The organism is Leuconostoc sp. JNUCC 76, assembly GCF_053667755.1.
Genome location: NZ_CM132206.1, coordinates 1,413,805 through 1,437,286, shown reverse-complemented (window position 1 = coordinate 1,437,286; position 23,482 = coordinate 1,413,805). Strand labels below are relative to the sequence as shown.

Here is a 23,482-nt window from a genome sequence, read left to right as displayed (position 1 = left end):
CGTGTCTTTTAATAGAAAGAAAGAGAAGGCAAAATAGTTATGGCAAATCCACAACGTGCAGGTCGTCTCGCTCAAGAAGTACAACGTGATGTTACTGATTTATTACTTAAGCGTATTAATGATCCACGAGTAAAAGAGGTTACAGTAACAAGTGTTGAATTGTCTGGTGACTTGCAGATAGCAACAATTTATTATTCCATTTTATCTGATTTGGCCAGTGATGCTAAGAAAACTCAAGCCGGCTTGGAAGCTGCTAGTGGGTTGATTCGTAAAGAATTAGGTTCACGATTGACGGTTTACAAAACGCCAGAATTGAAGTTTGTGCGTGATACATCTGTTCAATACGGAAATCATATTGAAGACCTGATTCGCAAGCTGCACACTGAAAATTAATAAATTATCAAATATTGGGCGCTCTCCATTAGGATGAGCGTTTTTTGTGTTAAAATAGTTCTATACAATTAATTTTTAAGAAAATGAGATTTAATATGACTAATCCAACTCAACCCTTCAATTCTATAGTATTGGATATGGCGCCTGACAAACTATTGGATTTTCAATTAAAAGTTCGTGATATTCCAGATATTTTACGATTAACCTTTGGTGAACCTGGTTTTGCTGTTGATGAACGTATTAAGCAAGCAACTATTGATGCAATTACAAACGATCGTTCTCACTACGCGGAAAGTCAAGGTGAAACAGATTTGAGAAGAGCTGCTGTTGCGTATTTTAATCGTGAGTATCATTTAAATTATAATGGGCCAGAAAATATTATTATCACACAGGGTGTGAGTGAAGCCATAAATGTTATATTTCAAACCCTCTTGAATGATAATGATGGCTTGTTGGTCCCAGAACCAGCCTATGGACCTTATTTTTCTTCTCTTGATTTAGCACATGGTGTGCGTTTGTCCATTGATACAACGGCAAACGATTTTAAATTAACACCTGATATGGTCGAAGAAACCATCAAAAATGCGACAGTACCCGTCAAAGCTATTTTAATGAATTACCCAACTAATCCCACAGGGGTAACATATTCACGTGATGAGATTATTGCACTAGCTGAAACATTTACAAAGCATAATTTGTGGGTCATTTCTGACGAAATCTATTCCGTCCTAACCTACGAGCAAGAACATGTATCTTTTGCTGAGTACATACCTGAACGCACAATTTACATTAATGGTTTATCAAAATCTCATGCCATGACAGGCTATCGTGTAGGATTTATTTTAGGCCAAGCTGAGACAATTGCGCAATTGCAAAAAACGCATGGAACGCTGGTTTTCGCTGTACCTACATTTGTTCAAGATGCAGCTTTGGTTGCTTTACGTGATGTAACCGACACACCAATAAAGATGCGTGATATTTATCGTCAACGTCGAGATAAGGTGTTATCACAGTTGCAGGCACTAGGGTTTGATGTGGTTGAGCCAGAAGGGGCATTTTATTTATTTGCTAAATTGCCTGCTGATTTAGGCACCGATGGCGATGTGTTTGCTTTACAGTTAGCAAAAGAAGGTAAAGTGGCGGTTATTCCTGGTTCGGCCTTCAGCGATGCAGCGCAAGCTTATATTCGTATTTCATACGCTGCGTCCGATGAAGACTTGGCTGAAGGAATGAAGCGAATGACAAAATATATTGAAAAGGTACGCGGCTAAAGATGAACTTCTGGAAACGACTTTTTGGTTCAGAAAAAAAATTATCACAATTGAAGAGTACGGGTCAAATCAATGCGACTAGATTAGCGCGTAATAATGATACGCCTGTTTTAGTGGCGCCAGTGACTGGGGATTTACAAAAAATTACCGACAGCCGTGATGAACCCTTTAAAACTAAAAACGGGGTTATGCTAGTGCCGCATGGCGGTAATTTAATGGCACCAGTTTCGGGGATTGTTACTGAGTCCACTAATGACTATTTGACGCTAACAGATATTTCAGAACAGACTGTAACTGTCACTGTCGTGGGCACATCAAATGTTGTTCGGTTGGCTCAATACGGTTTAGGACAACAATTACATGCAGGTGATGTTATTGGAACGACAAATCAGAAGGTGCTATCTGCTGATCATGAAGCACTACGCATTTATGTTGTTTGGGCAAACCAAGCCCTACCAAATATTCGGTATGGTTCTGTTTATGCAGGACAAAACGTGTGGCAAGTAGGGGAATTACAAGATGACAAAGAATCAGATAGTTGATGGTTTGTTAGTTATCAATAAGCCTCGTAGTATGACATCTTTTGATGTTGTTAGTAGAGTACGCCGTATTATTGGTCAAAAAAAGGTTGGGCATGCTGGAACTTTAGATCCGAATGTTGATGGTGTCCTAGTAGTTGCTTTAGGTAAAGCGACAAAGTTGATTGATGAATTGCAAACACGGCCAAAAAGTTATATTGGAGAAATTACATTAGGGTTTTCAACAGAAACAGAGGATCTTGATGGTGAAATCGTTGATCAGCTGGATATCGTAACGCCTTTTTCTGATCAGAAAATTGATCAAGCAATACAGCAATTAAATGGTGAAATCACACAAAAGCCACCTATGTACTCTGCTGTAAAAGTGAATGGTAAGCGGCTCTATGAGTATGCTCGAAATGGTGAGACTGTTGAACGTCCAGTTCGTAAAGCGGTAATTCATGACTTTAAACGTACATCCGGTATTAAATTTATAGATGGTAAGCAGGTATTCAAGTTTGAAGCCACAGTTTCCAAGGGCACGTATATTCGTACTTTAGCGGTAGATGCAGGCAAAATAATTGGGACCCCGGCAACAATGACACAATTGACTCGAACGATGGGGAGCGGATTCAAAATTTCTGAAGCACGCGACCTTGATTTTTTGTCCACACTAGCGTACGAAGAAGTATTAAAACAAGTAATACCTATTAGAGAAGTATTGAAGTGGCCAACTAAAACTTTGAGTGAAAATGAATGGTTTGCTGTAAAAAATGGTCAGAAAATTTCTAGTTGGCCTGCAAATGACAGCTATTTACAATTATATTATCAAAACAAACTGAAAGCAGTATATCAATATGACGAGATTGAGCAATTATGGCGTTCTCGTTATGTATTTGATAACCAATGACTATGACAGAATTAATTCGTTTACATTATCCCATATTAAATTTTAAAAAGCCGGTTCAACAGGTTGTTGCAATGGGCTTTTTTGACGGTGTTCATCGCGGGCATCAGGCTGTTTTAGCTCGTGCGAAAGCAGAAGCTGAAAAACAAGGGGTGCCTTTGGCTGTGTTGACCTATGATCCACATCCAATCGTAGCTTTTCAGACGTTGAAACAACCACTACGCTATTTAACACCTTTAGCCAAAAAGAAGTCCATCATGAGCCAACTAGGTGTTGATCGGGTTTATGTTATGCAGTTTACTTCTAAACTTGCTAAATTAGGTGGTCAACAGTTTGTAGATGAGGTGGTCATGCAATTAAATCCTGCTACGGTGGTAGCAGGATTTGACCATTTGTACGGTGCAGCGGGTACGAATAGTGATATGCTACATTTAGCAACATATGCAACTAATCGCTTTGACGTTGTTACTGTGTCTGAATTTGATGATTATAGTCGAAAAGTTTCTTCTTCAACAATTCGATCGATGTTAGATCAAGGGAACGTAGATGGCGCCGCACAGCAGCTTGGTCGTGCCCATTCGACATCAGGTATAGTCGTCCATGGTGAGGCTAGAGGTCGTGAATTAGGCTTCCCAACTGCTAATATACAAACGCCTGAAAAGGAATGGTTGCCTGGAATTGGTATCTATGCTGTAAAAATAAAAGTGTATGATACTTGGTATCTGGGAATGGCTAGCATCGGACGCAATGTGACGTTTGGTGATGCTCGTCCAATCACAGTTGAAATTAACATTTTAGATTATCAAGAAGAAATATATGGTGAATTTGTTCAGATACAATGGTGTCATTATCTGCGTGGTGAAGTGAAATTTGAAAACGTTCAATCACTGATAGATCAACTTAGTGAAGATGCAAGACAAACAAAGTATTATTTTAATACAAAGTTATAAAATGCAATTTGTTGGCACTCTTATAAAAAGAGTGCTAAAAAGACTTGCATTATTTTTTAAATAGTGTATTATAATAAGTGTTAGCAGTTAGATATAGTGAGTGCTAAAAGGAGTCGATAATATGGCGCTAACAGAACGACAAAAGTTAATCTTAACCGCCATTATTTATGAGTATACACAGCGTGAGCATGCGGTTGGTTCAAAAAGTTTACAAGAACATCTAGATATTAAAATTAGTTCTGCTACGATTCGTAATGAAATGGCAGCGCTAGAATCCGATGATCTTATAAAAAAATTGCATACTTCTGCTGGTCGAGTACCTTCATACGAAGGGTATCGTTATTATTTAGATCACCTAATGATGACACGCAGAGCGACTGATCGAGATGTACAAGCAGTCATACAATCATTCCGTGGAAACTTCCATGAGATAGATGATTTACTAGACGAAACAGCTAGGACTCTATCAAATTTAACCGGTTATACTGCGTTGATTTTGAAGCCAAGGCGATTTGATATTAAAGTTTCGGGATTTCGATTGGTTCCATTGGAGGGTCATCAGTTGATTGCAGTATTGGTCACTAATGATGGCAAAGTGACTAGCCAGACATTTAAATTACCAAATGAAATGGCGATTGAATCGTTGGAAAGTATGGTCGCCTACATCAATGATCAGATGGTCGGTCGACCGGTTAATGATGTATTGCATATGATGCAGTCTGATGAGTTGCCTACGCAAATGAGTCGAATGATTAAAACGCCAGCTGCTTTTTTGCAATTATTTGGCGACGTGTTGGCACGCTCGAACGGTGATAACGTCCATATTGGTGGCCGATTGAATGTTTTAGACTTTAGTAAAGAAACAGATATCGCTGATGTGAAGCCTCTGTTGGAATTTTTGAACAACGCTGAAGATGTTAGACAAATTGCTTCGCCAACGCGAGATGTTCAAGTTAAAATTGGACGCGAGATTGGTGAGCCATTACTTTCAGAGTTTAGCATGATTACTCGTGGATTTTTGGTGCCAAATCAAGGAAGTGGTATTATTGCTTTACTTGGTCCAATTCCGATGTCATATAGTACCAATACGTTGCTTACAGACGCGTTTGGTGAAGCGTTGAGTCGCAAAATGATTGAATATACATAGCTAGGAGGTCACACCTGTGACAGAAAAAAACGAAGAAGTTGTAGAAGATAAGAATATTTCTGATCAAACTGATGAAAACTTGACCGAAGAAATTGAATCTGAAGCCGATGATTTACAGGTGGAGCCTGATCCACAACAAGCGGAAATTGATAAGCTAACAGAGCAAGTTAACAATCTCGAAGAAAAATTATTACGTTCACAAGCAGAAGTTCAAAATATACAACAGCGCAATGCGCGTGAACTACAAAATGTACGCAAGTATGATGGACAAAAATTAGCCAGTGCAGTATTACCAGCCGTTGATAATTTGGAAAGGGCCCTTCAAGTTGAAGCTAACGATGAAGTGTCGAAGCAAATTAAAACAGGTGTGGAGATGACGCTTAAGACGTTAAATCAAGCTTTAACAGACAATGGTATTACGTCAACAGGTGAAATTGGTGAATCTTTTGATCCAACTAAGCACCAAGCAATTCAAAGTGTTGAGTCAGATGAAGTTGAATCTGACCAGATCGCACAAGTTTTGCAAAAGGGTTACATATTACAAGACCGCGTAATTCGACCAGCAATGGTTGCAGTGGCGAAATAAGCACAATTTTGCATGGTGATTCAATCGATGAGATACTACACCTTAAAAAGATGAAAATGATTTTAAAGTAAAGGAAGAAATATTTATGTCAAAAATTATTGGTATTGATTTAGGAACGACAAACTCAGCTGTTGCTGTCCTTGAAGGTGGCGAACCAAAGATTATCACAAATCCAGATGGTGGTCGTACAACACCTTCAGTTGTCTCATTTAAAAATGGCGAAAGTCAAGTGGGTGATGTTGCAAAGCGTCAAGCAATTACAAACCCAGACACGATTATTTCAATCAAGTCTCACATGGGTGAAGCTGGTTATAAAGTTAATGCCAATGGTAAAGACTATACGCCACAAGAAATTTCAGCAATGATTTTGCAATATATTAAGGGTTATGCTGAAGATTACTTAGGTGAAAAAGTAGAAAAGGCTGTTATCACAGTTCCTGCCTATTTTAACGATGCACAACGTCAAGCTACTAAGGATGCTGGTAAGATTGCTGGTTTGGAAGTAGAACGTATCATCAACGAACCAACAGCTGCTGCATTAGCCTATGGTTTGGATAAGTTGGATAAGGATGAAAAAATTCTTGTCTATGACTTAGGTGGTGGAACATTCGATGTGTCAATTCTTGAATTAGGAGATGGTGTATTTGAAGTTTTGTCAACAAACGGTGATACTCATCTTGGTGGTGATGACTTCGATAACAAAGTTATTGACTATTTGGCAGAACAATTCAAGTCAGAAAATGGCGTAGATTTAAAGGATGATAAATTAGCTTTGCAACGTTTGAAGGATGCTGCAGAGTCAGCTAAAAAGACTTTGTCATCTGCAAACGAAGCTCAAATTGATTTACCATTTATTGCTTCAGGTGATAATGGCCCATTGCACTTGCAGACATCATTGACACGTGCAAAGTTTAACGAATTAACTGCTGATTTGGTTAAGAAAGCTGAGCAACCTGTTCTTAATGCTTTGAAAGATGCAGGATTATCATTCTCTGACATCGATGAAGTTATCTTGAATGGTGGTTCAACTCGTATTCCAGCCGTACAAGAGTCTGTTAAGAAGATGACAGGTAAGGAACCTAACCACTCAATTAACCCTGATGAAGCTGTTGCTTTGGGTGCTGCCGTTCAAGGTGGTGTCATCACTGGTGATGTTAAGGACGTTGTTTTGCTTGATGTTACACCATTGTCATTGGGTATTGAGACAATGGGTGGTGTGTTCACTAAGTTGATTGAACGCAACACAACAATTCCAACTTCGAAGTCACAAGTATTCTCAACAGCAGCTGACAATCAACCAGCTGTTGATATCCATGTTTTGCAAGGTGAACGTTCAATGGCTGCCGACAACAAGACATTGGGTCGTTTCCAATTAGCAGATATTCCAGCCGCACCACGTGGTGTGCCTCAAATTGAAGTAACATTTGACATTGATCGTAACGGTATTGTTAATGTTTCTGCTAAGGACTTGGGAACACAAAAGGAACAAAAGATTACAATCCAAGCTGCTGGTGGTTTGTCAGACGAAGAAATTGAAAAGATGATGAATGACGCCAAGGCGAACGAAGAGGCCGATGCTAAGAAGAAAGAAGCTGTCGATACGCGTAACGAAGCTGATCAGTTGATTTTCCAAACTGAAAAGACTTTGGAAGAAGTTGGTGACAAGTTGGGTGACGATGAAAAGAAGCCAACACAGGATGCTTTGGAAGCTTTGAAAAAGGCTAAGGAAGATGCCGCAGCTGATGATGCTGATTTGACAGATTTGAAGGCTAAGTCAGAAGAATTGACTAAGGTAGCCGGTGAATTAGCAATGAAGTTGTATCAACAAGCAGCTCCAAAGGATGGTGCTGAGGGTGAAACAAAGTCTGCTGATGACAACACAGTTGATGGCGATTTTGAAGAAGTTGATCCTAAAAAAGACGACAAGAAGTAATGATTAAAACAAACCGCATTCGTTGAGTGCGGTTTGTGTACATAAATTAGAAGGAGCGGGCGCGTGAATAACACTGAATATTATGACCGTCTCGGCGTTAGTAAAGACGCCAGTCAAGATGAAATTAAAAAGGCTTATCGTAAGCTATCAAAAAAATACCATCCAGATTTGAATCATGAACCTGGTGCTGAAGAAAAATATAAAGAAGTTCAAGAAGCTTTTGAGACGCTAGGTGATGAACAAAAGCGTGCGCAATATGATCAATTTGGACCTAACGGCGCACAAGGTGGTTTTGGTGGTCAAGGCGGTTTTGGCGGTCAAGGTGGCTTTAGTGACTTCTCCGATTTAGGTGATATATTTAGTCAAATGTTTGGTGGTGGCTTTGATCCTAATCGTCCTCGTAAGGGACAAGATTTACAGTATCGAATGAACTTAACTTTTGAAGAAGCTATTTTTGGTAAAGAAACCACAATTAAGTTTAACCGCGGTGACGGTAAGCAACATGAAATTAAAGTTACCGTACCTGCTGGTGTTGAAACAGGTCAACAAATGCGCTTAAGTGGTCAAGGCGAAAGTGGTGTTAATGGTGGACCACAAGGTGACTTATTTGTAGTATTTCAAGTATCCCCATCAAGGGATGGATTTGAACGTGATGGTGCAGATGTTTACTTAGAACAGAAAATCAGTTTTGCTACAGCAGCATTAGGTGACGAAATTCAAGTCAAGACGGTTCACGGTGAAGTGAAGTTGAGAATTCCAGCGGGTACTCAAACAGGTAAGCGTTTCCGTTTGAGTGGTAAAGGTGCTCCGCGTTTGCGTGGCAATGGACACGGAGATCAATTTGTTATTGTGACTGTTGAAGTACCGACACGACTGAATAAAGATCAGAAAAAGGCGTTGGAAGCTTTCAAAGAAGCTACCGATGGTACAACTAAGAAAAAAAGTTTCTTCGATAAATTGTAATTAAAAAGCTCCGCAGTGATTATCTGCAGAGCTTTTTTAGATTGACCAAATTAATATTAATCAATATATTTTGTATCTTCATCAACTTCCCAAGGCGATTGCATATTAATGTGATCATAATATAAGTGCCCATGTAAGTGATCAATTTCATGCTGGAAAACAATCGCAGGGTAATCGCGCAATTTAATTGTTTGCTTATTACCATTTTCATCTTGGTAGCGCACTGTTATTCGATAAGCACGAGGTACAAAACCAGGTACATCTTCATCAACTGATAGACAACCTTCACCGACGTTTAATGCACCGCGCTTGACGGACTCTGAAATAATTACAGGGTTGAAAATTGTACCCTTAAAATAAGGTTCGTCAGCTGTGTCTTCTGGGTCAAGTGCAGGTATTAAAATAGATGACATGCGCAAAGAGTAGCCCACTTGTGGAGCAGCTAATCCAACACCTGGACGTAGACCATACTTTTCATTTTGTTTTTCATCTTGAGATACAACTAAATACTCCATCATATCTTTAGCCAATTGTGCGTGTTCTTCATTCAAAGGAAAAGGAACGGACGCAGCTGTTTTACGTAGTACAGGATCTCCGTCCCGTGTGATTTTATCCATAGTAAATCTGATTGTCATTTTTTTTACCTCACAATCTAGTATATCAAACGTTATAACATGTTAAAATAAAATTATGAATGAAAATTATGTATTACCAATCGATGGTGATTGGACAACCCAAGATATTATTATTGTGACAAATTTTATAAACAGTGTGTTAGGTGTTTATGAAAAAGGATCTGCTCGTGAAGAGGTATTAAAAAGTTACGATGCATACAGAAAAATAATGCCTGCCAAAAGCGAGCAGAAAAAATTTGATAAGGATTTTGAACGCCAAACGGGGTACAGCATATATAAAACCATAAAATTTGTCCAAAGTTCGACGAAAGACAGAGTACGCTTATGAGCACATTAAGCCCATTTGAAATTCAAGAAATTGACCAAACTGTATTAATGTGGCTTGATGAATTGCAAAAATCGACATTAGCGGCAATGAATCAGCATTTAGATGTAGCTACTAAACACGATGCACGTGATTTAGTTACAAATGTTGATAAAAGCAATGAGCAAATAATCAACAAGTACATTCGAAAATTTGACCCAGATGCACAAATTGTGAGTGAAGAGGGATTCGGTGATAAAACAATTAGTATGGCTGGGCATGTGTGGTTTGTCGATCCAATTGATGGCACCATGAATTTTTATAAACAGCATGATGACTTTGCTATTATGATAGCACTTTACATTGATAACCAACCCATTTTGGGATGGATTATGGATGTGGTAAATAATATTGTTTATCATGGTGGTCCGCAAATGGGTGTGTTTGCCAATCAATTGCGATTAGATCCGCCAGAAAATGATGCGCTTAATCAAGGAATTGTTTTATTGAGTGGTGCGCGCTTGCTGTATGGGATGTTTGGATATGACGAGATTGCTAAAAGCGCCTTGGGATACCGCGTTATTGGCGCTGCGGGTCCGTCTTTTATTCGTGTCTTACGTGGACAGGCCGTTGGATATTCCTCAAAAATGATGTCATGGGATTTTGCAGCTGGACAAGTTTTAGCAAAAACGTTAGGATTAGTTGTTTCAGATATTGACGGGAAGCAGCTAGATATGTTATCATCTAACATAGTATTAGTTGCTACGAATCGAGCGCATCGCGATATTTTGGCGTTGCATGGAAGCTAGGGAACAATGAGTCCCTAGCTTTTGTATGTGAGCAACATTTAAATTAAAGGAGTACTAGAAAATTGGCAAATCGCGAAGATATTCGTAACATCGCTATCATTGCCCACGTCGATCACGGGAAGACGACGCTGGTTAACGAACTTTTGAAGCAATCAGACACATTGGATTCACGCAAGGAATTGGGTGATCGTGCAATGGATACTAACGATATTGAAAAAGAACGTGGTATCACTATCTTGTCAAAAAACACAGCCGTTAAGGTTGGGGACAAGCAAATTAACATTTTGGATACACCTGGGCACGCGGACTTCGGTGGTGAAGTTGAACGTATCATGGGTATGGTTGATGGCGTTTTGTTGGTTGTTGATGCTTTTGAAGGTACAATGCCACAAACTCGTTTTGTGTTGAAGAAAGCTTTCGAACAACATTTGACACCAATCGTCATCGTTAACAAGGTGGACCGTCCTGGTGCACGTCCTGAAGAAGTTGTTGACGAAGTATTGGATTTGTTTATTGAATTAGGTGCCGATGAAGAAGATTTGGACTTCCCAGTTATCTTTGCTTCAGCAATGAATGGTACATCTTCTTTGTCACCAAATGTTGACGATCAAGAACATACAATGAAGCCAATTTTTGATGCTGTCTTTAATACAATTCCTTCGCCAGTTGACAACTCAGATGAACCATTACAATTCCAAGTGGCAATGTTGGACTATAATGATTTCGTTGGTCGTATCGGTATTGGCCGTGTTAAGCGCGGAACAATTAAAATTGGTGACAATGTTGAAGTTTTGAAGTTGGATGGTTCAACACAAAGTTTCCGTGTAACTAAGCTTGCTGGTTTCATCGGGTTAGACCAAGTAGATATCCAGGAAGCTAAAGCTGGTGATTTGATTGCTGTCTCTGGTATGGAAGATATCTCTGTTGGTGAAACAGTTGCAGATCCTGCTCATCCAGATGCACTACCAATTTTACGTATCGACGAACCTACTTTGCAAATGACATTCCGTCAAAATGACAGTCCATTTGCAGGTAAAGAAGGTAAGTTTGTTACTGCACGTCAAATTGAAGACCGTTTGCGTCGTGAATTGCATACTGATGTGTCATTGCGCGTTGAAGATATTGGACAAGCTGGTGCTTGGTCAGTGTCTGGTCGTGGTGAGTTGCACTTGTCAATTTTGATTGAAACGATGCGTCGTGAAGGCTTTGAGTTGCAAGCTTCTCGTCCACAGGTTATTTACCGTGAAATTGATGGGGTTCAATCAGAGCCATATGAATCAGTTCAAATCGATACACCTGATGAATATTCATCAACAGTTATTGATTCATTGAACCAGCGTAAGGGTGAAATGGTCAACATGGAGTCTGTTGGTAACGGACAAACACGTTTGACTTATATGGCACCTTCACGTGGATTAATTGGTTACTCAACTGAATTTATGTCAGCTACACGTGGATATGGTATTTTTAATCATACGTATGCTGAATACCGTCCAGTTGTTCGTAACTGGGAACCAGGACGTCGTAACGGTGCTTTGGTTTCTATTAACCAAGGGACAACTACAAACTATGCAATCATGGGTGTTGAAGACCGTGGACAAATGTTTGTTGGCGCTGGTATTGAAGTTTATGAAGGAATGATTGTTGGAATGAATGCGCGTGACAATGATATCTCTGTCAATGTTACAAAATTAAAGCCACAATCAAACGTTCGTTCATCAAACAAAGACCAAACGTCTTCAATTAAGACACCACGTATCATGAATTTGGAAGCTTCTTTGGAATTCTTGAATGATGATGAATATGTTGAAGTAACTCCTGAAAACGTACGTATCCGTAAAGCTATCTTGAACACAGCTGAACGTGAAAAGGCTGCAAAGCGTCGTAAGGCATCAACAAACTAACATTTATTTAATAATCAAGAACCTGCTTAGGTTCTTCGTTATGGAGCTATGGCACAATCCGGTACTGCAACGGACTCGAAATCCGTCGAGCCGCATTTCGCGGTGTGCGGGTTCAAATCCCGCTAGCTCCTTTCTTATGCGCGTTATTTCATGTTCTTATATGTACAAAAACGTTGTTATATCAACGTTTTTTTATTTTCGCAACTTAATACAACGTTAGAAAATGTTACAGCCGGAGCTATTTACTGTCTTCTTAACCTAAACTGCAAAAATGTTTATGTAGATTTTCAATTTTAAAATCATTCAATCCGAATAATTTCATCAAAATTTGAAAAAAATACTTGTTTGTGCAAATGGTTATGACTCCAGTTTTCGAGAACATATCTTTTGTGTTGATAATTTTCAAAAAAATTTGATAGCTCGAATTTTTTACTTTTTGATCGTCTTAACATTTCATCCAAAAATGCCCAGTCAGCATTTTGAGTTTGCAAGGAATAATTTTTCCAATCCATGAAAGTCTCTCCTTTTTAAAATTACGTATCATTTTAGCGCTAATAATTAAAGAATATCACAAATATGGTATATGGGGTATTCTATATAAAAACGTAACCAGATTTAAAAAATATTAAATGATTATATAGCATGTGATAGTAAGCTACTGTTTCTGAAAATCGAACAGTAATAAGTAGCAAATTATTTCTATTCTTCTAATGTTAGAAAAATTAGGTGCAAATCATGGTGAAAGTTCACTTCAGAAATTATTATAGAAACTTCTGCTTTAAAAACACTATGACTTTTGTTATGATACATAGGAGCGTGTTTTTTATTTTGGAGATGTTAACGAGGGTTATTTCGCTCTTTTTTGGGGAAAGTAGAATAGTATGATAAATAAAGTTAAGTATATGATTGGTAAGCATTTAAACATAAGTGTTTGCTTACTTTTTGCGTTATTCAGTTGTTTGATTATTTTACCTTATTTGCATGGGCCAGCCTATATCCATCAAGAGGGTTGGGACGGGCGTTTCCATATGGCTCGTGTCGCAGAAAGTTATTTGAATTTAAGTCAGGGTCATTTGGATCAAGCAATTCCCAGTGTGATGACTAAAACTTTTGGATCATTTGGATATCCACAAAATCTTTTTTATCCATTGATAACCATGCTTCCAGAGGTGCTCTTGCACATAATTTTTGGGAATGCTTACGGTGGTTATTTGGCATTTATTGCTTTAATATTTTTTTCAACATTTATGTCAATGTACATTTGTACATTAAAAATAACAAAAAGTCGTTTCATTGCTCTATTAAGTAGTTCACTATATGGGTTTAGCCATTTCACGATTTCTATAACATTATTTTACCGTAGCTTTGGTGGATCTTTTATTTTTATTTTTATGCCAATTGCTTTTTATGGAATGTATCAGATTGCATTAAAAGATCATAAAAAATGGTGGATAATGTCTCTAGGGGTTGCTGGACTCATTTTATGTGATCTACCTGATGCGGTTGTTGTTGTTTTGATGATGGTTTTTTCATTCACAATGACATTTAGTTTTAAAGAAGCTAAGAATATTAAATTAACGCGTATGTTAAAGTTAATTTACGCAGGAATACTTTCAGCGCTACTTTCATCGTTTTTCTTAGCACCACTTCTACAAAATTTGTTATTTGTTAAAAATATTTCTGTCAATAAACTATTGTTGTCAAATACTGTTTTACCTACAATGAGTGTATTTTTGACAGACAAGTTGGCTTCGTACAGCTTAGGTTTATCAGGACTAATCGTTGTATTCTTTGTTATTAATGGCTGGAATAAGTTTCATCCCGCATTAAAATACTTATCAGTAGTTTTGCTAATCAATTTAATACTTGTAACTAATATTTTTCCTTGGCCAATTCTTGATAAATACTTAGGGTTCATACAATTCGTTGGCAGATTTCTTTATACTGCAACTTTTATTTCAGCTTTTCTTGGGGCAATTGCCATTGCTAATATTGTTGAAAATAGAAAGAGTCGCTATTTGTTGGTAACACTATTTTGTTCTATTGGTTTGCTCTCTATAACTAGTCTTAATTTTAGTATTAAGCGAAATCCAAATGGTAATGCCGTTAACATAGTTTCTTGGAATGATTTTCAGAATGCCACACTAAATAATTATGTATATGATTATTTGCCACATAATGCATTCAAGATCAAAGATAAGTTAGAGCAACATTCTATTCCGTTGATGAATCCAAAGAAAGAGATAAAACAAACACGTTGGACAACAGGATACGACAGTATACACTATCGAATTAATTCAGCACAAAAGTATACTGATGTCGTCTTGCCAAATATCTTTTATCCTGGGTTTACAATATACGTGAATGGGGAAAGGATACCTGCAAAATATAATAAAAACAATGCCATCGTTGTTTCTATAGAAAAAGGTATTAGTAAAATTGATGTGAAATATGTAAAGACGCCGGTTCAAATCATTTCATTTTGGATCAGTGTCCTTGCATTGTTGACTTTAATTGTATTAAAAAATAAAAAATTGACTAAGCTGTTACCATTGTTTAAAAAGCATTGAACTAATTAGATTATTTAACTACTTTAATTTTGGAGGATAATTATGTCTTGGATCTTTTTGTTGTTTGCGGGTATTTCGGAAATATTATGGTCAACTGCTATGAAGTTAAGTGATGGTTTCTCTAAAGTGGGTTGGGCAACCGTAACAATTTTAGGCTTAATTGCAAGTATGCTTTGCCTATTACAAGCTGTGAAGCATCTCTCGTTTAGTCTTGCCTACCCGATATGGACAGGTATTGGGGCTGTGGGGTCAGTTATCGTAGGTGTTGTACTTTTTCACGATAAATTTTCAAATGCTACATGGTTCTTTGTCGTTCTATTAATTATTGCAATTATTGGAATAAAGATGACCGCAGGAGAGTAGTATGTGAAGTTGACTGTCACTTGTTATAAGTAAAGCGACATGTAGAGAATAAAAAACATCCAAGCAATATGCTATTGGATGTTTTTTATTATGAAACTGTTTTTTTCAATTTATGATAGCTATTCAAACTACCAATAATAAATACGAGTATGCCAGTCCAAATAAAAGCAAACACAATAACCTTATGCCAGTTAAAGGCTTCATGTAAAACAAAAATGGCCATAAGCAGTTGAATAGTTGGATTAAGATATTGAATAAAACTCAATGTGATAAAGTCAGTATTTTTATTGGCAACAGCGAATAAGAGTAAGGGGATAACCGTTAAGATACCACTCATAATCAATAGAATCGTAATTTTAGGCCCATTTTGTATCATCACATGTGGAGATAAGAACAGGTAAACTAAAGCAATAGGTGCAACGAAGAGGGTTTCCAGTGTTAATGAAATTGTAGCTGGCAAGGGTACTTGTTTTTTGATCAAGCCATAGAAACAAAATGCAGCCGCCATTAGTAGTGTATTTAAAGGCAATGCTCCAGTTTGAATGGTTAGGATGATAACGCCAATAATGACAAGTAATAGGGCGACGATTTTGGATCTTGATAGTTTTTCATGTAAGAAAATAACTGCGACAACTACATTCATTAGTGGCATTATATAATAAGAAAGGCTTGCTTCAGTAGCTTGCTCATGAGTTACCATATCAATATATAAAAACCAGTTAATTGAGATTAGGAAGGCACTTAATATGATCAAACCCAATTTGTGACTTTGGATTAATTCAATAATGACGTGCCAGACTTCTTTCCAACTTTTTTGAAAGGTTAACACCACACTAATGGTTACAAGCGACCAAACAATCCGATAGGCTAAGGTATCCATTGCGGGAACAACGCTTAATAGTTCCCAGAACACACCTAGCATACCCCACAGAAGATATGCAGAGAGACCTGAAATAATTCCTAGACGTTTATTTTCCATAGCTATACTCCCGAATTAAATATACCTATTATAATACCACTTGTTGCAAACGATTTATCATGTTTATGTTAAGTATTTGAATTGGTACGGATAATTATAATGAGCTAAAAGGCACAAACTCTTTCGGTTCATCAGCAGGACAGAGTGTTTTTTGCATCCAAAAGTTATCTAGCCATTTTCCAGATTTAAAACCTATTTTTTTAAACAAGCCAACATTTTCATAACCCATTCGTTCATGGAATTTCTTGCTAGTTTCATTCTCTTCAGTAATGCAAGCAATAATATTAACAACATTTTGCTTTTTTAGTATATTCTCAATTTCGGAATAGAGCATTTTACCTATTCCTCGACTAAGAGCTTCTTGGGAGACATATACACTAATTTCAACGGTCCATTTGTACGCACCACGACTATTAAACTCGTGAGCATATGCATAGCCTAAAATCATGTTGTCTTCCTCTATGACGATATAAGGGTATTTCTCAAGCGTATTTGCGATTCGGTCTTCAAAATCCTGAATAGTAGGAACATTATACTCGAAAGTGGAGGTTGTTCTTTCGACATAAGGTTTGTAGATATTCAATAATGTTGGTGCGTCTGCTAACTTCACCGTGCGGACATTCATCATATTATTACTCCTAGTTTTGGGATAAAAAATAATAGGTAACCATTTTAACATGAGATAGTAGGATAATAAATAGTTAAATGTAGTCAATTTGTTCAAGAAAATAGGAGTTATTTTGAGATAAGGTTCGTTTATTGTGAAAAGAGCAAAAAAAAGCGACTACCTAGAGTCGCTTTTTATTCTTCATGCTTGGCGCCAATTTGGTATATAGCTTCTTCAATATTTAAGTCTTTTTTCATCTGAGTAACAATGTTTGCGCGCTGAGCAGAGCTTTTATTGATTGCGTTGACAGACATGGTAATGATTGAATCAAATCCTGTATGGAAACGTGATGCAACACTAGCATCAATGTTGTATTTGCCAGTTTGTGCGGCTTTAACGATCGTGACAATACCATTTTGCCCATATAAGGCATCACGAAGCGTCTGCGCATCAGAACTACTTAGATCTTTACTGTTTTCGTTAGCAATAATTTTAGCATCTTTTTCAATTGCCGTCATTGTGCTGTCTTTTTTGTAATTAAATTTACTTAAATCGTCAATCAATCTTTTTATATTTGTACGCGATTCTTGTAAATGAGTATAATCAGCTTTTGGCATAGAAACATCTGCGTACTTTGGCTGTTGATTAAAAGTTATAAAGGCGATGAGCAGCGCTGCAATCACGACACCCAAGGCAATAAATGCTTTTCTCATGTGGTATTCTCCCAATATTATCTACTGTTAGTATAAATCAAATTAAGATTAAAAAAAATACTTTCATCAAACGTAATAAAATGTTATTATATTATAGTACGCGCTGGTAGCTCAGCTGGATAGAGCAGCCGGTTTCTACCCGGCAGGTCGAGGGTTCGAATCCCCCTCAGCGCATTTACACCGTTTTATCACGAATGTTGATAAGACGGTTTTTGTTTGCTTAAGTGTTGCTATGTAGGTATTAAGAAGTGATATTGTAATTCTTCTTAAACTTTTATAAATCGTATTTTTAATTTTTATGCTTTTTTGTCTAATGAATCAACAAGTAGTGGATCAATAATGGCTTTGATGAATTTTAATTTTTTTGACGTGAGTACTACATTTTTAAAAAACATTTCCCCAGTGAAGAGGTATCCTCGACAGATAATCCTTGTTTGAAATTATAGATCATGTTCAGCAAAAATCTTTTTTATAAAAGTATTCAAGCCATTGCAGAAGTGCTTACAATTTTAAATAAATCTATCATAATATGAATAACATTTATTTGACTGCTTTGTCTATCGTAAAGGATTTTAAATATGCGAAACTAAGTTCTCTATCCACATGCAAACAATTATTATTTTATTTTCCTTAATGATTTTTGTTAGTTTAATCGGTAAAACGTGGGCGTTTACATAAATAAATATGAAGAAACAAACGTTCCTTTGGTTTAAAAACAAAATTGGTTGATTTCGATTGGTTTTACATATGTGACATAAAATTTTTTATTGGAGAAAATGAGTGAAACAGAGTATATGCATTGTAATTTTTTTAGTATATAATAATTAAAAAAAGGAGAAATAATTATGATCGCATTACATATTTTCTTTGGATTAATGATATTAGTTGGTGTTATTATGACTTCTGTGTCATTTCAAGGTGACACAGACAAGTTGACTAAGCTCCAAAAGTTTTCGTTGATTTTCACAACTTCAGCGATTGGATTGACTGTGGTGACCGTCACAGCAATGTCTAGTTCAATCTACATTGCGATGGTCATGCTAGTAGCATTAGCTCTTTATGAGTACTTTGCATTTCTGCGTAAGGCTACTCAAAAATAAGTCAAATATTTTAAAGGTCCAACTGTTTAAATAGGTTGGGCTTTTTGTTTGGAGTAAAGATCAAGTTAACGAAATAAACAGAATTATTGCTCATCTATTAAAGCACCGTTATACAAGCTTCGGGAAAATCACGGCGTATTGTAAGAATACGTTGGGTTGGAATATCTATCATTTTTGAGGTGAGTGATAAAGTTTTCGATGTACAGAGCAAATTTTGTTTTGTGGCGACCGCTGGAGTGAAGTCTTGAAGTTTTGTTAGTCAAGAAACATGAATGAATCAGAGAAGGAATAAGCAGCAGGCGCAGACACATTAATCAGTTAATCGCTGACATTATGAAAGCAAAGAGTGTTGCACGACACAATCGCACGTATTCACGTTATGTCAGTAGTGATGAAAAGAGTCAGATTGATTACAGAGACCATATATGACGTGGTGGAATGGTCATTTAGGTTTCCTCAAATTAGAAAAGTTGCTTAAAGAGTGTTATGATGTTTATCATTAACCAAAATAAGAAGGGGCTTACACAATGAGAATTGATACATCAAAATATCCAGAAGGTGACGACGCAGTACCTCTAGCAAGAGTAAGAAGATTAAAACTACTTAGTAAATTAGCAACATTTATGTGTATTGCTATGTATATATCTTATATTCCACAAATTATTAGTAACTTTTCGGGTCATCCTGTAGGCTTTTTACAGCCTTTAGTTGCTATGATTAACGCTTCTCTTTGGACTGGTTATGGTTGGAATAAAACTTATAAGGATTGGCCAATCATAATTTCTAACGTTCCGGGTATCATTTTTGGATTAGTGACTGTCATTACAATATATATTCATTAAAATAAGGCGCTGAGGCGCTTTTTATTTTGCATTAATCGTTGTTGTTTTAAAAATTGGTTTAAGAGGATTATGAAAACGATCCGATAGCACTAACACATTGAAAGAAGGTGCCTTAAATAACATGGAGAAGCCGAGCAATATTATTTGTCTGGCTTGAAGTACAAAGACATTGCGGATAAGTATTGCGCATCTATAAGTCCAGTTCACTCTTGAAAATCTTATTATGGTTGGTACTAAGGAGACTAGTGAAACAAAAATAGCAGAACATAAAAAGTAATTTACGAGTTTAATGATGAAACTGCAAACAGCTGATTGTTTCGATGTATCAACTATTTAACATAGTCATTGAGGAAACACAGGTTAAAGTTTTGACGACAGTTCTTATAACCGATGTCTTGGTTAATTTTCGCGTTGTTTACAAAAAGAAAAAAGATCACAAATGAAACGACACAAAATCAGGGGAACATCATAAAAAATGTTTCCCTAATTTTAATGAACACAACATTTAAAAATGTTTATAAAATCACAATGTGAGCTGTCCAAAAGTTAAATAGCAGTCACGAAAGCGATTAGTCCAAATATTATACCTGGAAAATTAGCTAAGGCGACAGGTATATCGCGATGATTCTTTTTTAGTGCGTAGATAACCCACAAGGTGCAATTGATAGCCGCCACCAGTGGTTGTAAGGGGTTTGCCTTGGATCCAGCTAGATTATCTGCTATTTGAGGGATATACGAAACATACATTAACACAGCCATGACGGTCGCAATCCAGCTTAAATACTTTATGAAATTTGTTTCTTGCATGATATTCTTCTCCCTTTTTTATTGTACGCTTTAATAATACAACGAAGTGAAGAAAATCACAACTTTTACCATATTGGATAAAAATGTTCAAAATAAGGTTCACGATTTTTATCCAAATAATTGTAATTTTAGAATATTTGTCATATTAATTTTTACCTTTTTCAGAAATGTGCTATTATAAACATACGGTGATCTTTTCTATATTCTATTCTATTTTATTTCATAAGATCCTTATTCATTTCATTATTGGGGGATCACCATACATAGACGGGGATGGGGATAATCATGTCTGTTAAATACAATAGTTTATTATAGTTATAGTAAACTATTTAACGAGTGCCTGATTAGGGTGCTTTTTTATTGGAAAAGATTAGTGAATATGCTGTCACTGCCTGTGACATGAAAAGTAATATTTCATTTAATTACAATATGTTATGATTTACTAAGAGTGAATAATTAGAATATCTGATTGGTTAATAATTACTAACTGAAATTGACGATTAAAGAATATATTAAATAAAGTGGGAATAACCATAATATTTTAGTCAGGAGTAAATTTATGTCAAATAAAACTGATGCACGTGTTGTACGTACTAAACACATTATTCAAGCTGAAACAATTTTATTACTATCAACTCAGCCAGATTTTTCTATCACAACCCTATTGGCTCGTGCGAACATTACGCGTGGCACATTCTACAAATATTATCGCAACAAAGAACATCTTATATCTGAGATTAATGATTCTTTGATTAATGATCTTCTAGAACATACGCAACAAACTTTTAAAATAACCGACATGATAAATACGGTTAGTAAACAAGCGGCTTTTTATAATGCTGTTTTGAACCATGATATTGATAAACCATTTAGTGATGCATTATATAGTAGACTGCGTACCCAAATGGCAACACGTACCAGTGAGTTAAACGACGAAGAACGACGAGCGCAACAATATCAATGGGAAGTTATCAATGCTGGTTTTTGGGCCATCATGGCCAAGTGGTTGGCAGATAATATGAACATTTCGCAATCTGACTTGTTCAAAGAATTTACAGAGTTATGGCGAATAAATACCAACACGGTTGCCAGCAACGGATTGAACCTATTCGATTTTAATAATGGTAATGAACTGATTTGATGATCATGTGAATTCTTCTGAATTATTTGAAGCTCTTTTGGAAATTATTGACTCGATGATCTATTTTTGTTATAATTAAACGGTTGTTAGCATAGCTACAACCACTCAGAACAGGTCAAAGCATGCTCGGGACAAGGGCCCGACCGCCTGTGATGGTGAGTCTAAGTATAAGGAGAAACCAATAATGGCATACGCAATTATTGTAACTGGCGGCAAACAATACAAAGTCGCTGAAGGCGACACAATCTTCATCGAAAAGTTAGATGCAGAAGCAGGTGAAAAGGTTACTTTTGACCAAGTTGTATTAACTGATTCAAAGATTGGTACACCTTTTGTTGAGGGTGCAAAGGTCGAAGGTACTGTTGAAAAGCAAGGCAAGCAAAAGAAAGTTATTACTTTCAAGTACCGTGCCAAGAAGCATTCACATACTAAGCAAGGCCACCGCCAACCATATACACGCGTGAAGATTGATTCAATCGCGTAATCATTACTTGTAAAGGAGAATAGACTTATGTTGATGAATCAAGAAAACTTGCAGATGTTCGCGCACCACAAAGGTGGCGGATCTTCAGCCAACGGTCGTGACTCAGCTGGTCGTCGTCTAGGAACTAAGGTTGCTGACGGACAAGACTTAACTGCTGGTTCAATCATTTACCGCCAACGTGGTACGCATATTTATCCAGGCGTAAACGTTAAAAAAGGTGGCGATGACACATTGTTTGCTTTGACAGACGGTGTTGTTAAGTTTGAACGTAAAGGTCGCGAAAAGCGTCAAGTATCTGTTTACACACGTGAACAATACAATGAAATTGTTGCTGCTGCAAAGTAAGTAATAATTACTGAAAAGGCTAACGTATTATGCAGATAATATGTTAGCCTTTTTACTTACAAATGATTAAGGTTGCAGATGTTATAATTAAATCAGTTATAGGAAAGAGGATTTTTATGTCAAAGTACTATGAGGCACGTATTGCTAAATTGCAGAAGCTACTGGCCAAGCTTAACTTGGACGGTATGATTGTTTATCAAGGTTTTAATACAAAGTATTTAACCGGATTTGAAGGTGGCACAGGTGATGGCATTGTAGTTATCGGCAAGAAGAATGCTCGCTTAATTACAGATGCTCGTTACGAAGAGGATTACAAAAATAGATTACCTGAGGGTGTTGATTTTAAAGTCACACGTGATTATTACGGTGTTGCCGTAGAAGCAGCGCAAGAATTTGGTATCAAGAAGTTGGCTTTCGAAGCAAGCTTACCTTATGACATTTATGATTACTTGGATGAATTATTGCCAGCAGATATTGATTTTGATGCATTGCCAAAAGCTATTGAAGTGTTACGCGAAGTCAAAGACGCGCAAGAATTAGAAGCTTTACGCAAGGCGGCTAACGCATCAGTGAAAGCCTTTAAGGACTTGCTACCCTTTATAAAACCGGGTAAGACAGAGCGTGAAGTTGCTAATGAATTGGATAGACTACAAAAAATATACGGTGCACAAAAAGCATCATTTGATACAATTGTTGCATCTGGATATCGATCAGCATTACCACACGGTGAAGCAACTGACAAAGTGATTGAAAATGGTGAGTTAGTGACCATCGATTTTGGATACTATGTTGATGGTTATACTTCGGATGTAACACGAACAATTGCTGTGGGAAATGTTAGTGATGAACTGAAGACTATTTATGAAATTGTTAAACAGGCTAATCAAAATGCTATTGATGTTGTTAAGCCAGGAATATCGGGTAGCGAAATTGATAAAGTGGCACGTGATTATATTACAGAACATGGCTATGGTCAGCAATTTAATCACGGTGGTGGTCATGGCGTTGGTCTGGACATTCATGAAGGTCCAGCAATTAGCCCACGTTCTAGTGATGAAATGCAAGTTGGGCATTTGCTAACAATTGAACCAGGGATTTATCTAGCTAATCAGGGTGGTGTCCGTATTGAGGATGATGTTATTGTTACAGCAGATGGTTTTGAAAATTTGACAGTGGCTTTGCCTAAAGATTTAATAGTTATTGAGGAATAG

Annotated in this window: 26 protein-coding genes, 2 tRNA genes and 1 other annotated feature; of the genes, 22 read left to right on the top strand and 6 right to left on the bottom strand. The window is 36.9% G+C overall.

All coding sequences use genetic code 11. The features are described 5' to 3' along the window. Nucleotides 1–39: 39 nt before the first annotated feature. The 9 genes from rbfA (at nucleotide 40) to JNUCC76_RS07245 (ending at nucleotide 8,668) form a co-directional block, all read left to right on the top strand. Nucleotides 40–393 (top strand): 30S ribosome-binding factor RbfA, encoded by a 354-nt coding sequence (rbfA, locus tag JNUCC76_RS07285; RefSeq protein WP_002815019.1) that lies wholly within the window; start codon nucleotides 40–42, stop codon nucleotides 391–393. A 95-nt stretch (nucleotides 394–488) separates the two neighbouring features. Then, the gene (locus JNUCC76_RS07280; RefSeq protein WP_454153785.1) at nucleotides 489–1,664 is read left to right on the top strand and encodes an aminotransferase class I/II-fold pyridoxal phosphate-dependent enzyme; all 1,176 of its coding nucleotides are present in this window, start codon (nucleotides 489–491) and stop codon (nucleotides 1,662–1,664) included. Between the two features lie 2 nt (nucleotides 1,665–1,666). Further along, the gene (locus JNUCC76_RS07275) at nucleotides 1,667–2,206 is read left to right on the top strand and encodes a PTS sugar transporter subunit IIA (protein WP_454153784.1); all 540 of its coding nucleotides are present in this window, start codon (nucleotides 1,667–1,669) and stop codon (nucleotides 2,204–2,206) included. Next, a complete protein-coding gene (truB, locus tag JNUCC76_RS07270; protein ID WP_454153783.1) occupies nucleotides 2,184–3,092 on the top strand; it encodes a tRNA pseudouridine(55) synthase TruB in 909 nt (302 codons plus the stop codon). Before JNUCC76_RS07275 ends, truB begins: the two co-directional genes overlap by 23 nt. Nucleotides 3,093–3,094: 2 nt before the next feature. After that, nucleotides 3,095–4,039, top strand: a complete 945-nt coding sequence (gene ribF, locus JNUCC76_RS07265) for a riboflavin biosynthesis protein RibF (protein ID WP_454153782.1) — start codon at nucleotides 3,095–3,097, stop codon at nucleotides 4,037–4,039. 121 nt (nucleotides 4,040–4,160) lie between these two features. Further along, nucleotides 4,161–5,186: a heat-inducible transcriptional repressor HrcA gene (hrcA, locus tag JNUCC76_RS07260; RefSeq protein WP_454153781.1), complete on the top strand. Its 1,026-nt coding sequence runs from the start codon at nucleotides 4,161–4,163 to the stop codon at nucleotides 5,184–5,186. Nucleotides 5,187–5,202: 16 nt separating this feature from the next. Beyond that, nucleotides 5,203–5,772 (top strand): nucleotide exchange factor GrpE, encoded by a 570-nt coding sequence (gene grpE / locus JNUCC76_RS07255; RefSeq protein WP_454153780.1) that lies wholly within the window; start codon nucleotides 5,203–5,205, stop codon nucleotides 5,770–5,772. A gap of 85 nt (nucleotides 5,773–5,857) precedes the next feature. After that, on the top strand, nucleotides 5,858–7,705 hold the full coding sequence (dnaK, locus tag JNUCC76_RS07250; RefSeq protein ID WP_454153779.1) for a molecular chaperone DnaK: 1,848 nt from the start codon (nucleotides 5,858–5,860) through the stop codon (nucleotides 7,703–7,705). 63 nt (nucleotides 7,706–7,768) lie between these two features. Continuing rightward, complete coding sequence (locus JNUCC76_RS07245; RefSeq protein ID WP_454153778.1) at nucleotides 7,769–8,668, top strand: DnaJ C-terminal domain-containing protein; 900 nt, start codon at nucleotides 7,769–7,771, stop codon at nucleotides 8,666–8,668. Between the two features lie 56 nt (nucleotides 8,669–8,724). Here the strand turns inward: JNUCC76_RS07245 and def are convergent, their stop codons facing one another. After that, entirely contained in the window at nucleotides 8,725–9,303 is a 579-nt protein-coding gene (gene def / locus JNUCC76_RS07240) for a peptide deformylase (RefSeq protein WP_454153777.1), read from the bottom strand. Nucleotides 9,304–9,358: 55 nt separating this feature from the next. On the opposite strand from def, the gene JNUCC76_RS07235 reads away from it, so the two are divergent. The 4 genes from JNUCC76_RS07235 (at nucleotide 9,359) to JNUCC76_RS07220 (ending at nucleotide 12,451) form a co-directional block, all read left to right on the top strand. Beyond that, nucleotides 9,359–9,631, top strand: a complete 273-nt coding sequence (locus JNUCC76_RS07235; RefSeq protein ID WP_454153776.1) for a UPF0223 family protein — start codon at nucleotides 9,359–9,361, stop codon at nucleotides 9,629–9,631. Further along, nucleotides 9,628–10,416, top strand: a complete 789-nt coding sequence (locus JNUCC76_RS07230) for an inositol monophosphatase family protein (RefSeq protein ID WP_454153775.1) — start codon at nucleotides 9,628–9,630, stop codon at nucleotides 10,414–10,416. The genes JNUCC76_RS07235 and JNUCC76_RS07230 overlap by 4 nt, the downstream gene beginning before the upstream one ends. A 62-nt stretch (nucleotides 10,417–10,478) precedes the next feature. After that, nucleotides 10,479–12,320, top strand: coding sequence for a translational GTPase TypA (typA, locus tag JNUCC76_RS07225; RefSeq protein ID WP_454153774.1), 1,842 nt, complete (start codon nucleotides 10,479–10,481; stop codon nucleotides 12,318–12,320). Nucleotides 12,321–12,362: 42 nt separating this feature from the next. Then, a tRNA-Ser gene (locus JNUCC76_RS07220) sits at nucleotides 12,363–12,451 on the top strand. 168 nt (nucleotides 12,452–12,619) lie between these two features. Here the strand turns inward: JNUCC76_RS07220 and JNUCC76_RS07215 are convergent. Then, nucleotides 12,620–12,832, bottom strand: a complete 213-nt coding sequence (locus tag JNUCC76_RS07215) for a hypothetical protein (RefSeq protein ID WP_454153773.1) — start codon at nucleotides 12,830–12,832, stop codon at nucleotides 12,620–12,622. Between the two features lie 369 nt (nucleotides 12,833–13,201). Here JNUCC76_RS07215 and JNUCC76_RS07210 point away from each other — a divergent pair, with 369 nt between their 5' ends. After that, nucleotides 13,202–14,890: a hypothetical protein gene (locus JNUCC76_RS07210; protein WP_454153772.1), complete on the top strand. Its 1,689-nt coding sequence runs from the start codon at nucleotides 13,202–13,204 to the stop codon at nucleotides 14,888–14,890. Between the two features lie 42 nt (nucleotides 14,891–14,932). Continuing rightward, nucleotides 14,933–15,253 (top strand): DMT family transporter, encoded by a 321-nt coding sequence (locus JNUCC76_RS07205; protein ID WP_002814974.1) that lies wholly within the window; start codon nucleotides 14,933–14,935, stop codon nucleotides 15,251–15,253. Between the two features lie 88 nt (nucleotides 15,254–15,341). On the opposite strand, the gene rarD is transcribed toward JNUCC76_RS07205, so the two are convergent. The 3 genes from rarD to JNUCC76_RS07190 form a co-directional block, all read right to left on the bottom strand. Continuing rightward, nucleotides 15,342–16,232: an EamA family transporter RarD gene (gene rarD, locus JNUCC76_RS07200; RefSeq protein ID WP_454153771.1), complete on the bottom strand. Its 891-nt coding sequence runs from the start codon at nucleotides 16,230–16,232 to the stop codon at nucleotides 15,342–15,344. Nucleotides 16,233–16,326: 94 nt separating this feature from the next. After that, the gene (locus JNUCC76_RS07195; RefSeq protein ID WP_454153770.1) at nucleotides 16,327–16,860 is read right to left on the bottom strand and encodes a GNAT family N-acetyltransferase; all 534 of its coding nucleotides are present in this window, start codon (nucleotides 16,858–16,860) and stop codon (nucleotides 16,327–16,329) included. Between the two features lie 173 nt (nucleotides 16,861–17,033). Continuing rightward, the gene (locus JNUCC76_RS07190; protein ID WP_454153769.1) at nucleotides 17,034–17,552 is read right to left on the bottom strand and encodes a molecular chaperone; all 519 of its coding nucleotides are present in this window, start codon (nucleotides 17,550–17,552) and stop codon (nucleotides 17,034–17,036) included. Between the two features lie 100 nt (nucleotides 17,553–17,652). On the opposite strand from JNUCC76_RS07190, the gene JNUCC76_RS07185 reads away from it, so the two are divergent. From JNUCC76_RS07185 to JNUCC76_RS07175, 3 genes are all read left to right on the top strand, one after another. Then, a tRNA-Arg gene (locus tag JNUCC76_RS07185) sits at nucleotides 17,653–17,726 on the top strand. Nucleotides 17,727–18,397: 671 nt separating this feature from the next. Continuing rightward, entirely contained in the window at nucleotides 18,398–18,652 is a 255-nt protein-coding gene (locus JNUCC76_RS07180) for a hypothetical protein (RefSeq protein ID WP_454153768.1), read from the top strand. 527 nt (nucleotides 18,653–19,179) lie between these two features. Next, on the top strand, nucleotides 19,180–19,494 hold the full coding sequence (locus JNUCC76_RS07175) for a SemiSWEET family transporter (RefSeq protein WP_454153767.1): 315 nt from the start codon (nucleotides 19,180–19,182) through the stop codon (nucleotides 19,492–19,494). A gap of 546 nt (nucleotides 19,495–20,040) precedes the next feature. Here JNUCC76_RS07175 and JNUCC76_RS07170 read toward each other — a convergent pair. After that, on the bottom strand, nucleotides 20,041–20,301 hold the full coding sequence (locus JNUCC76_RS07170) for a SemiSWEET family transporter (protein ID WP_211636524.1): 261 nt from the start codon (nucleotides 20,299–20,301) through the stop codon (nucleotides 20,041–20,043). A 559-nt stretch (nucleotides 20,302–20,860) separates the two neighbouring features. On the opposite strand from JNUCC76_RS07170, the gene JNUCC76_RS07165 reads away from it, so the two are divergent. From JNUCC76_RS07165 to JNUCC76_RS07150, 4 genes are all read left to right on the top strand, one after another. After that, complete coding sequence (locus JNUCC76_RS07165) at nucleotides 20,861–21,442, top strand: TetR/AcrR family transcriptional regulator (protein ID WP_211636523.1); 582 nt, start codon at nucleotides 20,861–20,863, stop codon at nucleotides 21,440–21,442. An 89-nt stretch (nucleotides 21,443–21,531) separates the two neighbouring features. Further along, nucleotides 21,532–21,615 (top strand) — a sequence feature (ribosomal protein L21 leader region). An 11-nt stretch (nucleotides 21,616–21,626) separates the two neighbouring features. Next, nucleotides 21,627–21,926 (top strand): 50S ribosomal protein L21, encoded by a 300-nt coding sequence (gene rplU, locus JNUCC76_RS07160; protein ID WP_454153766.1) that lies wholly within the window; start codon nucleotides 21,627–21,629, stop codon nucleotides 21,924–21,926. Between the two features lie 27 nt (nucleotides 21,927–21,953). Beyond that, nucleotides 21,954–22,271, top strand: a complete 318-nt coding sequence (gene rpmA, locus JNUCC76_RS07155) for a 50S ribosomal protein L27 (protein ID WP_002814840.1) — start codon at nucleotides 21,954–21,956, stop codon at nucleotides 22,269–22,271. Between the two features lie 116 nt (nucleotides 22,272–22,387). Beyond that, complete coding sequence (locus JNUCC76_RS07150; RefSeq protein WP_454153765.1) at nucleotides 22,388–23,482, top strand: aminopeptidase P family protein; 1,095 nt, start codon at nucleotides 22,388–22,390, stop codon at nucleotides 23,480–23,482.